Source organism: Rhodoferax sp. (assembly GCF_010365055.1).
Classification (GTDB): domain Bacteria; phylum Pseudomonadota; class Gammaproteobacteria; order Burkholderiales; family Burkholderiaceae_C; genus Rhodoferax.
Genome location: NZ_JAAFHA010000018.1, coordinates 17621 through 30370, shown reverse-complemented (window position 1 = coordinate 30370; position 12750 = coordinate 17621). Strand labels below are relative to the sequence as shown.

Below are 12750 nucleotides of genomic sequence, written 5' to 3'. Positions count from 1 at the left end.
AAGGAGAAACAAATGAATATCGGTTTTATCGGACTGGGGATCATGGGTCGTCCCATGGCCAAGAACCTGCTCAAGGCGGGCTACACGCTGGTGGTTTACGACAAGTTTGCCAAGTTTGACGACCTTGTTGCGCTCGGCGCCAAGGGTGGCGTGTCCAACAAGGACGTTGCGGCGCAGAGTGACATCATCATCACCATGCTGCCCAACTCGCCGCACGTCAAGGACGCCGTGCTCGGCCAGGACGGCGTCGTGGACGGGGCTAAGGCCGGGACCATCCTCGTCGACATGAGCTCGATCGCCCCGGGCGCTACGCAGGAAATCTGCGCAGCACTCAAAGCCAAGGGAATCGTCATGCTCGACGCCCCGGTCTCCGGCGGCGAACCCAAAGCCATCGAAGGCACCCTGGCCATCATGGTCGGCGGTGATGCAAACGCCTTCGAGACGGTCAAGCCGATTCTCGAGAAAATGGGCTCATCGGCGGTTCGTGTAGGCGACATCGGAGCCGGCAACGTCACCAAGCTGGCCAACCAGATCATCGTCGCACTCAATATTGCGGCGGTCTCCGAAGCCTTCGTCCTGGCCACCAAAGCCGGTGCCAACCCGGAATCCGTATTCAATGCGATCAAGGGCGGCCTCGCCGGATCCACGGTCATGAACGCCAAGATCCCGATGATCCTGGACGGTAATTTCAAGCCCGGCTTCCGCGTTGAGCTGCACATCAAGGACCTGCAGAACGCGCTCGACACCGCCCACGCCCTCAACGTACCGGTACCGCTCACGGCCAACATCATGGAAACCCTGCAGGCGCTTAAGAGCGACGACATGGGTGCCAACGACCACAGTGCCATCGTTCGTTACTACGAGAAACTGGCGAAGGTCGAAGTGCGCAAGTAACACCGCAACCCAGAGTTATCAGTTGGAGGAGTTGGCGTGAGAATTGTCGTCGCACCGGATTCATACAAGGGCAGCGTCTCTGCCCTGGGGGTCGCGCAGGCCATGGAGCGGGGCATCCTGCAGGTATTTCCGGACGCCGACGTACGCAAAATACCGATTGCCGACGGCGGAGAGGGAACGGTCGAAGCCCTGGTCACCGCCACCGGCGGAACACTGCATCAACTGGCGGTAACCGGCCCCCTGGGGGAACGCGTCACGGCGCAGTGGGGCATCCTCGGAGACGGCCAGACGGCGGTCATCGAAATGGCCGCCGCCTCCGGTCTGCCCCTGGTCCCGGCCGACAAACGAAATCCCCGGATCAGCACCACCTACGGGACGGGCGAACTGATGCGCGCGGCCCTCGATGCCGGCCTGCGCAAGATCATCATCGGCATTGGCGGCAGCGCCGCCAACGACGGCGGCACCGGCATGGCGCGGGCGCTCGGTGCGCGCTTCACCGACGCCGACGGCACGGAGCTTGTCGACGGCGGCGCGGCACTGATCCGCCTGAAACACATCGACCTGGCCGGACTCGATCCGCGCCTGCAAGACAGCCAGATCACGGTCGCCTGCGATGTGGACAACCCGCTCTGTGGCCCGCGCGGCGCCTCCGCCGTGTTTGGCCCGCAAAAAGGGGCGAGCCCGGAAATCGTCGCCGAACTCGATGCGGCGCTCGCTCATTTTGCCGCCGTTGCCCGGACGGCGACCGGGCGGGACGTTGCCGAACTGGCCGGTGCCGGTGCGGCTGGCGGGCTGGGGGCCGGACTGATGTACTTCACCCCGGCGAAACTCAAACCGGGCGTCGAGATTGTTCTTGACGCCGTCGACTTTGCCGGGGTGGTCAAGGGCGCCACCTTCGTCATGACCGGCGAAGGACGCACCGACTTTCAGACGGCGTACGGCAAAGCCCCGGTCGGCGTGGCCAAGGTTGCCAAACAGTTCGACATCCCTGTATTCTGTCTGTCCGGCGGACTCGGTGGCGGGGCCGATGATGTGCTGGTCCAGGGTATCGATGCGGTGATGAGCATCTGCGACCGTCCGCTGACGCTGGATGAATGCATGCGCGCAGGCAGTGCGCTGATCGAAGCGGGCGCGACACGCTTGTGCCGGATTGTCAGGGCGGCGCGGCCGGACTGGTGATGCGCAAGACTGTGATATTTTTTGAAAGGCAATACAAATCAGGGAGCTTACTTTGGAAAAACGAGATGGGTAGTGTGGTGCTGTCATATCAGCAAATTTGAACTTAACTTAACCTGTATAGAGAGAGCAGAATCATGCAAATCAAAATCTTGAAATCGATCGAGAAAGTGCCTGGGGGCCTGATGGTGGTGCCACTACTCTTTGGTGCATTGCTCAATACCATTGACCAGTTGCACTTGCCATTCATTATGAACTTTCTGAAGGTTCTCGGCGTATCGGAATTCAAACCGGGAATTTATGAATTCTTTCGAATTGGCGGGTTCACGGAAGCGCTGTTCAAGACGGGTACTCTCACCCTGATTGCCCTTTTCCTCTTCCTTGCCGGCAGCCAAATGAATCTGCGCGTCGGTGGAATCGCCATGAAAAAGGGCATCATGCTCACGGCGTCCAAGTACTTTGTCGGACTGGGCGTCGGGATGCTTTGGGGCAAACTCTCCGGAGACCTGTACAACGGATTCCTTGGACTCTCCGTGATGGCGATCATTGCTGCCATGACCAACGGCAATGGCGGCATGTTCGCCGCGCTGACGGCCAAGTTCGGTACGCGTTCCGATATCGGCGCCGTGGCCGTACTTTCTTTGAATGATGGCCCCTTCTTCACGCTGTTGGCGCTCGGCATGCTGGGTTCCAACTTCCCGATCATCGCGTTCATTGCCGTTCTACTTCCGATTGCCATCGGGATGCTGCTCGGCAATCTCGACCATGACCTCCGCGACTGGTTCAAGAAAGCTGAGCAGCTTCCGATCCCGTTCATGGCATTTGCCCTCGGCACCGGAATGAACCTGGGTACGTTCTTCAATCCGACGGTCGTCGTCGCCGGTCTGGTTCTGGGACTGATGACCCTTCTGCTGACGGGTGGAATTGGCATGCTGGTGTTCAAGCTCTCCGGCGAGAGGAGCCAGATTGCGCCGTGGGCTGAAGCGTCGACGGCCGGTAATGCGGTCGGTACGCCCGCTGCGATCGCCGCCGCGGCAACAGTGGCCGCAGCAACCGGCATGATGAGCGCTACAGAAGCCAAGGCCTTCGCGGATATCGCAGGAATTGCCTCGTTACAGATTTCAATTTCCACGATGTCGACGGCCGTCCTATGCCCTATCGCGGTTATTCTTATCGATAAATGGCAGAGAAGCCGAGGAATCATAGGCAATGAGGACCCGATGGAAGCCGATCCAAGCCCCGTAAAGGTCGTGACCGTTTAAGCCAAGATTCGAGAATAACAAAACGCGTGATTATTAGCGGCGCCTGGCCCGTAGTCACACCACACTTCTTTATTGCCGGCGAAGGTGGAAGCTAAGTGGATAGCCCTTGTCGATGGACAGTGCTGCGCGTGGTTTGGGATGATGGGGCGCAAATTCTTGGCCAATCAGGTCGGCGACTGAGGGTCAGCACGATTTTTTGAGGCTGCTTTTCGGTGGCATACTTGGCCTCATGCGGCTGAAATGCCTATCCGCTTTAGCTAACTCAATGCCAGGAGTCAATTTCTCTCGATTCATTCGAGATTTGTTCTGTTGCCTGGTAGTGCGAAGTTCTAGCCTGCCGATACTTCCATTGGCGCGATTAACAAGCTGATCATCGTTTGCGACCGGAATTGTTCGAGTTGTTCGGCGTTCGCTCCACTGTCGGTAATGAGCATCCAGGGGCGTGAAAATTTCGTCCAGTGTTGTTGCGAGGCCATGCCGAGTTTGCTCGAATCGGCGAGCACACTGACTTCAGTTGCGCGGTCGGCCATGCATTGTTTAAGCCAGGCCTGCTCAGGGCTGGCCTCGCATAAGCCATAGTTGGCAACGACGCCATCGGCGCTCAGAAATGCACGATCGACGGTGATGCGGGATAAAGCGGCAAGCGTCTGGGAGCCCAGGGTGGACATGCTGGCCAAGCGAACTTTTCCGCCCAGGATATGGATGCGGGCATCGGGAAGATTGGCTAGCGCCGAAAGGGCAAACAGGTTTACGGTGTAAATCGTCAAGTTTTTATGGCAGCGCAGCGCTTGTGCGAGGGCTTCAATCGTCGTGCCGCCGTCGAGCAACAGGGTTTCACCATCAGCGACCAGACCGGCGGCGGCCTGAGCGATCTCCGCCTTGCGCTGGCTGCACTGCGAACGTCTTTGTTCCAGTGGCGTCTCGATTTCATGGCGAGTGGGATGTGTTGCCGCTCCCCCGTAGGTGCGCATGACCAGCCCTTGCTCGACAAGACTTGCGAGATCCCGGCGAATGGTCGGTTCCGAAACACCGAAGTGCGAACAAAGAGCGTTGATCTGGGCATGCCCGACGGCCTGGGTAAGTTCCAGGATGGCTTGTCTTCGCTGGAGGGTTTTACTAGACATCGGATGCTATGCAAGTTCGGGCAGGATCAGGGGAATGCAATCGGGCCGGATGGTCAGCCCGGTACCTGCGGACGTCGGCAGATGTTTATGCCGTTCTTGTCTTGAGAGTAATGAGCTTACAGTTTCTTGTCTGATCAGGAAATCATGCCTTTTGAGTTGTCGCCGCCATCATGTTGGCAATTACCTGGTCTTCCTGTGCTGTCAGGCCACTAATTCCAGCGCCTCCAATTATTTCTCCGGCAGAATTTTTCAGAACAGCGCCACCCTGCAACCCTGTAAATAGGGGGTCGCAAAAATAGCTGGTTTGTAGGTTGTCCCGCTGCAGCCTTTCCAGAAAAGCATCGGTATTGACGCCCATGCGAGCTGCGGTATACGCTTTTCCCTGCGCTATCGAGATGCTGCGGATTGTCGCTCCGGGCACGCGTGTAAACGAAAGAAGAAGTCCATATTGGTCGCATACCGCGACGCAAATGGGGCGCTTGAACTCGCTATTGGCCAGTTCAATTGCCCTGGCAGTCAAATCCTGAACCATTGCTAAGCTCATTTCCATTTGTAATTCCCTCTGTCTCTTTTAGTTCAATTTTCTATTTCACCGGGCTGACAGCCATGTTCGAGCTAGCGGGTGCGCTGCCTGTGTCCGGCGCTGCCCGTTCATTCATGTCAGGCGAGATGCTTCACGAGACACGGAATGCGCCGGCAGAAACGTGTTCACGCCACCCGGTCGAGTGGCTCTTTCCCGGCGAAAATGGCATCCAGATTATCGAGTGCGCGGAAGCCCATGGCGATCCTGGTTTCCTTCGTGGCACTGCCGATGTGCGGCATCAGGAACACGTTGGGCAGTTCCCGGTAACCGGGGTGAATGTTCGTCGGTTCATTGTTGTAGACATCAAGACCGGCGGCGGTCAGTTTGCCTGATTTGAGTGCTGCGATCAGCGCGTCGTCATCGATTACGGCGCCACGGCTGGCGTTGACGACAATGGCTCCGTCCGGGAGCAGGGCTATGCGCGCGGCGTTGAGCAGCCTGAAGGTTTCCGGAATAGCGACGCAGTGGAGTGCCAGAAAATCGCAATGCGGCAACAGTTCCTCGGGGGTCTTGTGATAAATTGCTCCCGCCTCGATTTCTGACGGTAAGCGCTGCAGATCATTGTAGTGAATCTCCATGTCGAAGCCGCGTGCGCGTTTGGCAACGACCTGACCGACGCGTCCAAAGCCGATAATGCCGAGTCGCTTGCCCGTGACTTGGGTGCCAACCATGAAACTGGGGCTCCAGTCCTTCCACTCACGCGTGCGAACCAGGCGCTCGCCTTCACTGGCCCGGCGTGCCGCGCCGAGCATCAGCATCATGGTCAGTTCGGCCGTCGCGTCGGAGAGCACCTCGGGGGTGTTCGTGACGATAAGGCCATGTTCTTTTGCGGCCTTGGTGTCGACATGGTCGTAGCCAACGGAAAAGTTGGCAATGGCACGGACACTCTTGGGAAGGCGGGCAATCACCTCAGCGGTGAATTTTTCGGTGTGGCAGGGAAGGATGGCATCGGCACCTTCGGCGCGTTTGACCAATTCATCGGCGCTGTAGAGGTCATCCCCGGGATTAAGACGGGCGTCGTAGTCGCGCAGGAGGCGCTGCTCGACGGCATCCGGCAATTTGCGGGTGACAAGAATGACTGGCTTCATTTTTTATCCTCTGTGGATTTCGTTTCTTGATCGTGGAAATATGCGCTTCTCACCAAGTATAACGACGGATAGGGGCGGTTTTTGGCGGGGTTCTGGGCTTCATTTAAGTAGCGGAGCCGACCAGTTGCCATCGCTGGTGGTGGTCATTTTGCGGTAGCCCCGGTAGCAGTCCGCCATCAGTTTTTGCCAATAAGGATCGCGCCGGGGTTTGAGCTTGTCTCGCTCGGTGACATTGGAAAAGGCGATGTCCCGAACTCTGTTGCAGGTTTGAGTTGGTGGTGATGAAGATTATGCTGCCTTCTTGAGTTGCTGGGAGTGGGGACGAATACCGTCTATCAGGATTTCCAGTTGGGCAAAGCCGCGTACCTTCTTGAAGGATTTCCCCGTCTCCAAGTAGAGGGTGTAAGAAGTTCTGTGTAAACGGTCAAATGGCAGGAAACTGCTGCACTTCAAAAGAGATGAAGAAAAATGACCGTAACGAACGAACTGATCAAGCAATGGGCTGTTTACGAAGAAAAGTCCGGTTCAAGAACCATTCGGACGGTCTTCAAAATCACCTAGGCTGGGCCGTGCGCTGCAGGCCACCGACAGTATTGATTCGCTTGAAGCCAAGCGCCCTTGACGCGCCAGTTTCACATGCCCATTGGCGAACAAGGCAGGCTGATGATTCTGTCGGACAATTGCTGCCAAGAATGGCGAATGGCCCAACCTGCGCAGGGCGTGGTTTTCATGCCACCCAGGCCTGCCGCGATATCGCCATCGCACTGCAACAACTTAACCGCACTTTTGCCCCATGACCAAGTATTCAATACTCCTCGTCTGCACTGACAACCTGTGCCGCAGTCCAACGGCTGAGGAGGTCCTGCGCCAGAAGGCGATCCACCAGGGCTTGAACGATCGGGTGCATGTGGCTTCGGCCGCCACCCATGACCTCAGCACGGGAGAACCGGTCGATTTTCATGCGCAGAAACACGCGATGCGACGGGGCTATGACCTCTCCGGTCTCACAGCAAGGCTGTTGCAGCCTGAGGACTTTCAGCGCTTTGATCTGATTCTTGCGATGGACGAGAGCAACCTGCTGACGCTGCGCCTGAGCTGCCCACCACGATTCCACCACAAGCTTCTCTACTTCACGCAATATTGCAGCGAGCCCGTCAGCCAGGATGTACCTGATCCGTTCTACGGCCAGCCCGATGACTTTGAGCACGTCCTTGACGTCATCGAGGATGGTTGCGCCGGTGTTCTTATGGCGGTGCAAGAAAAGCTCAGCGATGATGATTGAATCCAGGGCCGCCATGGCGATCCGTGGGGGTGCTGGCACCATCAGCCGCGTGCGTCGACCGCGCGCCATCACCGCAGGCTATGCGCCAGGCCCGCAATCCATGCAACGCTCGACCACTTGCGGACCGATATGCAGCTTGTGGTTGAGAGCCCGCAGTGCGGTGCGCAGTCCTTCTTCAATGACCGGGTGATAGAAAGGCATTGTCAGCATGTCGGAGATGGTCATGCGCTGTTGCGCCGCCCAGGCCAGCAGATGCCCAATGTGCTCGGCGGCGGGGCCGAACATTTCCGCCCCCAGAAACAAGCCGCTGCCCTGCTCGCCGTAGACCTTCAAGATTCCCTTGTTGCGCAGCATGACCCGGCTGCGCCCCTGGTCTTCAAAGGACACGATTCCCTCGGCGAAGCGGTCCTTGAATTGCTCGTCGAGCTGTTTCAGGTTGAAACCCACCGACGCGATTTGAGGGTCGGTGAAGACCACCGCCATCGGCATGCGGCGCAAACCGGGTTGGATAGCGGGATAACGCCCGGCATTCTCGCCCGCGATGCGACCCTGATCGGCAGCCTCGTGCAGCAGGGGGATGTCGTTGCTGGCGTCGCCGGCAATAAAGATCGAACTGTTGCCGCACTGCTGGGTGAAACGGTCAAACACCGGCACGCCGCGTTCATTCAGCTCTAGTCCAGTGTTTTCCAACGCCAGTGCGGCAAGATCGGGCGTCCGACCGGTCGCCGCCAGCACAAAATCGAACGCATCGGTTTGCCAGGCCCCGTCGCGATGCAGGTAATGGACTTCCACCCCGGTGGCCGTTTCTTTGACTGACTTCACCTGAGCCGATGCGTCCAGATAAAACTCTTCGTTGAAAACCTTGTTGGCGTAGTCCCGAACGGCCGGGTCTCGAATGCCGGCAATGCCGCCGCCAACGCCGAACACCTTGACGTGCACGCCCAGGCGGCTCATGGCCTGGGCCAGTTCCATTCCCACCACACCGGGACCGAACACCGCCAGACTTGTCGGCAGGGTCGGCAAGTCGAATATATTTTCATTGGTCAGCAAGCGCGTACTCAAGCCCTTCAACACCGGCGCCAGCATGGGAATGCTGCCGGTGGCGATCACGATGCGCTGGGCGTGAATCAACTGGCCCTGCGCCGTGACCAGCGTATCGGCATCCTGAAAACTCACCTTGGCCCTCAAACGGTCACTGGGCGCAATGGCTTCAACCGTCTCCAGCACGAATCCGACAAAACGGTCGCGTTCGCGCTGCACGCGCGCCATGACCGCCGCGCCGTCAATGGCAATGTCTCTAACCTGCACCCCGAACCGCGATGCATGCCGCGCTTGGTGCGCGGCCTCGGCGGCGGCAATCAGCAATTTGCTGGGCATGCAGCCGACGCGGGCGCATGTCGTGCCGTAGGCGCCACCTTCAATCAGCAAAACGGAATGAGTATGGGCGCGGGCGGCACGGTAGGCGCCCATGCCGGCGGTCCCGGCACCTATAACGGCGACATCGACGTGAATTGGCTTCATGGCAGCTTCGGTCCAGACGGTGGCAACTTACTTCGCCAGCCAGAGGGTCAGTTCGTCGGCGCCACCGACGTGTTGACCATCGATATACACCTGGGGTGTGGTGCCGCGTCCGCTCACCGCTTGCAGCGAGCTGAAGCTGATGCCGTGGCTGCCCAGTTCAATCTCCTCAAACCGAAGCCCCTTGTCACCGAGCATCTTGCGGGCACGCGCGCAGTGTGGGCAGCCGGGTTTGCTGAAAAAAGTGACGCGCGGCGGTGGGCTGGCCTTGGGGTTGATGTAGTTCAGCATGGTATCGGCGTCCGACACCTTGAACGGATCGCCCGGCTCTTCTGGCTCGATGAACATTTTTTCAATCAAACCATCCTTCACCAGCATGGAATAGCGCCAGCTGCGCTTGCCCAGCCCGATCGCGGACTTGTCCACCAGCAGGCCCATGGCGTCGGTGAATTCGCCGTTGCCATCGGGGATGAAGTGAATGTTTTCGGCGTTCTGCGCTGTCTTCCATGTTTCCATCACGAAGGGATCGTTGACTGACAGGCAGATCACGTCATCGACGCCATTGGCCTTGAAGACGCCAGCGAGCTCGTTGAAACGTGGCAGATGGGTGCTGGAGCAGGTCGGCGTGAAGGCGCCGGGCAGCGCAAACAGCACCACCGTTTTGCCTTTGAACAAGGCGTCGCTGCTGACTTTCTGCCATTCGCCGTTGACCCGGATCGGGAACGTGACGTCGGGGACTTTTTGACCTTCGCGTGATTTGAGCATTGTTTTTCTCCAGTTCGTGTTGCGGTTCTTGATGTCTGCAATGTACGCACGCCCGCACCCATGGTCTGTACGCCAGCGAACCAAGTCCCGGCCGCCAGGTATCGCAAAGCAGATCCATTTCTGCGATCATCCCGGCATGCCCATCGCCACACCCTGTCCGCCCGCCGACGTCCTCGTGGTCTGCCTGTGCGCCGAGTGGTGCGGCGTGTGCCGCGACTACCGCCAGCGCTTTGCCCAGGTAGAGGCGCAGTTCCCCGCCGTGCGCTTTCTCTGGATGGACGTCGAGGACGATGCCGAGCTGCTGGACCCGCTGGATGTCGAAGACTTTCCGACCCTGCTGCTGGCCGTGGGCGACACGCCGCATTTCTTTGGGCCGCTGACGCCGCAGGCGGACACCCTGGCGCGTCTGCTGCGCTCGCTGATCGAAAACCCCGCCGCGCCCGCCCTGGCCGATTCGTCGGTGACAGCGCTGGTGGCCCGGATTCGGGCAGCCAGGCCGGCCTGACGCGCGCGGGCCCCGGCAGCCCACTTTTTTGGACCGGAATCAACGTCCTTGTCATCCAAATCAGGGTATTTCCTCTCGGCGATCAAAGACAGGGGATGTACTATTTTGTTATTGAAAATTGACAGAGCCCGAGTCTTAAATCTGAACCCTGCAGACAGACGCGGGCTTTGCTCAAGGCCGATGAACGGCTTGTTGCAGATGGCGGTAAGAACCGCGAAAAGGTAATTTTTTAAATACCATCACTTTCGGAAAAGGAAATCATGACAACTCAAACCAGCTTCAAAAAAATATTCTCCATCGGACTGCTGGCGCTGGCCTGCGGCGCGCTGCCCAGCCAGGCGGTCGAAGTCGGCGGCGTCAAAATTGACGACGCGACCACGGTCGAGGGCAAGCCGCTCAAGCTCAATGGCGCTGGCATCCGTACCAAGTTCGTGTTCAAGGTTTATGCCATGGGGCTGTACCTGACGGACCACAAGACAACGCCGACCGAGGTCCAGGCGCTGGCCGGCCCGAAGCGCGTCACGATTGTGATGATGCGTGAGGTGCCCAGCGACGAATTGGCCAAGACTTTTGTTGCGGGTTTGAACGCCAATTCAAGCGCGGCGGAAAAAGCGAAGACCAGCGATCAAACGCAAAAGTTTGAAAAAATGTTCAGCGTGGTTCCGGCGGTCAAAAAGGGCGACGTGCTCACGCTCGACTGGTTGCCTGGCACCGGCACCGTCAGCCAATTGAACGGCAAGCCCCTGGGTGAGCCTTTGCCGGACGCCGCGTTCTACAACGCCGTCTTGCGGATCTGGCTGGGTGATAAGCCGGTCGACGATGCGCTCAAGCCCGCCTTGCTGGGCGCCAAGTAAGTCGAACAGAATCGGGCCGATGCGCTGGGTTGGCGGGCACCAACCCAGCCTGTCAATTTCTATTTAATAAATAGCGCTAAGGCTATTCCACGCGGGTTAGAGCCTGATTTTATATAAATGTTCTAGCGTTTGCGGTTCAGCAGCGCGTGCAACAAGATCGCGCCAAAGGTGGCGGTACCGATGCCACCGAGGGCGAAATCACCAAACTTGAGTGTGAAGTCGCCGGTGCCCAGAATCAGGGTGATGGCAGCCACCAGCAGGTTCTTGTTGTCGGCAAAGTCCACCTTGTTTTGCACCCAGATGCGAGCGCCCGCCACGGCAATCAGGCCAAACACCACGATGCTCACGCCCCCCATCACCGGCAAGGGAATGGCGGCAATCACCGCGCCAAACTTGGGGCTGAAGCCCAGCACCAGCGCCAGCAAGCCGGCCACCAGAAACAGCGCCGTCGAGTAGATTTTGGTGGCGGCCATGACGCCGATGTTTTCTGCATAGGTGGTCACACCGGTGCTGCCCGCACTGCCGCTGACCATGGTGGCGATGCCGTCGCCGATGAAGGCGCGGCCGATGTACGGGTCCATGTTCTTGCCGGTCATGGCGGCCACGGCCTTGAGGTGGCCCAGGTTTTCCGCCACCAGAATGATGGCCACCGGCACGATCATCAGCATGGCTTTGGGGTCGAACACCGGGGCGGCAAAGCCGGGCGCGCCCAACCAGGCCGCGTTGATCAGGTTGCTCAGGTCGAGCGGCTTGCCCAGGCCCAGGCCGTTGGTCAGCACCGCGTACACCAGCGAGGCCACGAGCAGGCCGACCAGAATCAGCAAACGCTGCACCATGCCGCGCGTGAACACCGCCACCAGCGCCACGCAGACAAAGGTGACGGCCTGCATCCAACTGTCAAAGTTGCTGGCGGCCATGTTCTTGATCGGCACGCTCGCCAGGTTCAGGCCGATGACGGCGACCACGGCGCCAGTCACCACCGGCGGCATCAGCTTCTCGATCCAGCCGGTGCCCACCACCTGCACCAGCAGGCCAATGGCGGTGTAGGCGGCGCCGCAGGCAATGATGCCGCCCAGCGCCACGCCGATGTTCGGGTTGAGCCCTTGGCCCGCATAGCCGGTGGCGGCAATGACCACGCCGATGAAGGCAAAGCTCGACCCCAGGTAGCTCGGCACCTTGCCGCCGGTGATGACAAAGAAGATCAGCGTGCCGATGCCGCTCATCAAGATCGCCAGATTGGGGTCAAAGCCCATGAGGATCGGGGCCAGCACGGTGGCGCCAAACATGGCAATCACGTGTTGCATGCCCATGACGGTGGTTTGCGGCCACGGCAGCCGCTCATCGGGGGCAATCACGCCGCCTTGCTGCAACACGCTGGCGCTTTTGACGGTCCAGTTCAATATTGACATGGTATTTTTCAATTCAAAAAGTGGGAGGAGACCAGGCACCTCAACCGGCACATACATGCGGTTCAGGCCAGGGCGAATCTTAACGTCGCTGCGGTGCCCACTGGTCATGCCTCGCCCAGGCACGCGCGGGTCAGACCGTCACCGACTGGCTGGCCGGATCGACCCAGTGATTGAATTGATTGGATTTACCAAGGGGCCAGGTATCGCTGCGGGCAGGGTGCCTGGCACAGGACCTGCTCCGCAGGGCGCGGACCGGTCAAAAAAAATCGGTGGCAGGTCATTGAACCCGC

General features: G+C 59.1%; 12 protein-coding genes. 6 read left to right on the top strand and 6 right to left on the bottom strand.

Going from position 1 to position 12750, the window contains the following annotated elements; translation table 11 throughout:
• Positions 1-12 precede the first annotated feature (12 nt).
• The 3 genes from garR (at position 13) to GZ093_RS06645 (ending at position 3332) form a co-directional block, all read left to right on the top strand.
• On the top strand, positions 13-894 hold the full coding sequence (garR, locus tag GZ093_RS06655; RefSeq protein ID WP_296483800.1) for a 2-hydroxy-3-oxopropionate reductase: 882 nt from the start codon (positions 13-15) through the stop codon (positions 892-894).
• Positions 895-930: 36 nt separating this feature from the next.
• Positions 931-2073, top strand: coding sequence for a glycerate kinase (locus tag GZ093_RS06650; RefSeq protein WP_296483795.1), 1143 nt, complete (start codon positions 931-933; stop codon positions 2071-2073).
• Between the two features lie 134 nt (positions 2074-2207).
• A complete protein-coding gene (locus GZ093_RS06645; RefSeq protein ID WP_296483793.1) occupies positions 2208-3332 on the top strand; it encodes a 2-keto-3-deoxygluconate permease in 1125 nt (374 codons plus the stop codon).
• Positions 3333-3661: 329 nt separating this feature from the next.
• Here the strand turns inward: GZ093_RS06645 and GZ093_RS06640 are convergent, their stop codons facing one another.
• The 3 genes from GZ093_RS06640 to GZ093_RS06630 all read right to left on the bottom strand — a co-directional run bounded on the left by GZ093_RS06640 (position 3662) and on the right by GZ093_RS06630 (position 6127).
• On the bottom strand, positions 3662-4456 hold the full coding sequence (locus GZ093_RS06640) for a DeoR/GlpR family DNA-binding transcription regulator (protein WP_296483789.1): 795 nt from the start codon (positions 4454-4456) through the stop codon (positions 3662-3664).
• 142 nt (positions 4457-4598) lie between these two features.
• The gene (locus tag GZ093_RS06635) at positions 4599-5006 is read right to left on the bottom strand and encodes a heme-binding protein (RefSeq protein WP_296483786.1); all 408 of its coding nucleotides are present in this window, start codon (positions 5004-5006) and stop codon (positions 4599-4601) included.
• A 158-nt stretch (positions 5007-5164) separates the two neighbouring features.
• Positions 5165-6127 (bottom strand): D-glycerate dehydrogenase, encoded by a 963-nt coding sequence (locus tag GZ093_RS06630; RefSeq protein ID WP_296483784.1) that lies wholly within the window; start codon positions 6125-6127, stop codon positions 5165-5167.
• Positions 6128-6920: 793 nt separating this feature from the next.
• On the opposite strand from GZ093_RS06630, the gene GZ093_RS06625 reads away from it, so the two are divergent.
• A complete protein-coding gene (locus GZ093_RS06625) occupies positions 6921-7409 on the top strand; it encodes a low molecular weight protein-tyrosine-phosphatase (RefSeq protein WP_296483781.1) in 489 nt (162 codons plus the stop codon).
• Positions 7410-7487: 78 nt separating this feature from the next.
• On the opposite strand, the gene GZ093_RS06620 is transcribed toward GZ093_RS06625, so the two are convergent.
• On the bottom strand, positions 7488-8930 hold the full coding sequence (locus tag GZ093_RS06620) for a dihydrolipoyl dehydrogenase (protein ID WP_296483778.1): 1443 nt from the start codon (positions 8928-8930) through the stop codon (positions 7488-7490).
• Between the two features lie 27 nt (positions 8931-8957).
• Complete coding sequence (locus tag GZ093_RS06615) at positions 8958-9692, bottom strand: glutathione peroxidase (RefSeq protein ID WP_296483776.1); 735 nt, start codon at positions 9690-9692, stop codon at positions 8958-8960.
• Between the two features lie 31 nt (positions 9693-9723).
• On the opposite strand from GZ093_RS06615, the gene GZ093_RS06610 reads away from it, so the two are divergent.
• Positions 9724-10197, top strand: coding sequence for a thioredoxin family protein (locus GZ093_RS06610; protein ID WP_296483775.1), 474 nt, complete (start codon positions 9724-9726; stop codon positions 10195-10197).
• A gap of 260 nt (positions 10198-10457) precedes the next feature.
• Positions 10458-11051: a chalcone isomerase family protein gene (locus tag GZ093_RS06605; protein WP_296483773.1), complete on the top strand. Its 594-nt coding sequence runs from the start codon at positions 10458-10460 to the stop codon at positions 11049-11051.
• A gap of 122 nt (positions 11052-11173) precedes the next feature.
• On the opposite strand, the gene GZ093_RS06600 is transcribed toward GZ093_RS06605, so the two are convergent.
• Positions 11174-12460, bottom strand: coding sequence for a solute carrier family 23 protein (locus GZ093_RS06600; protein WP_296483771.1), 1287 nt, complete (start codon positions 12458-12460; stop codon positions 11174-11176).
• Between the last annotated feature and the right edge of the window lie 290 nt (positions 12461-12750).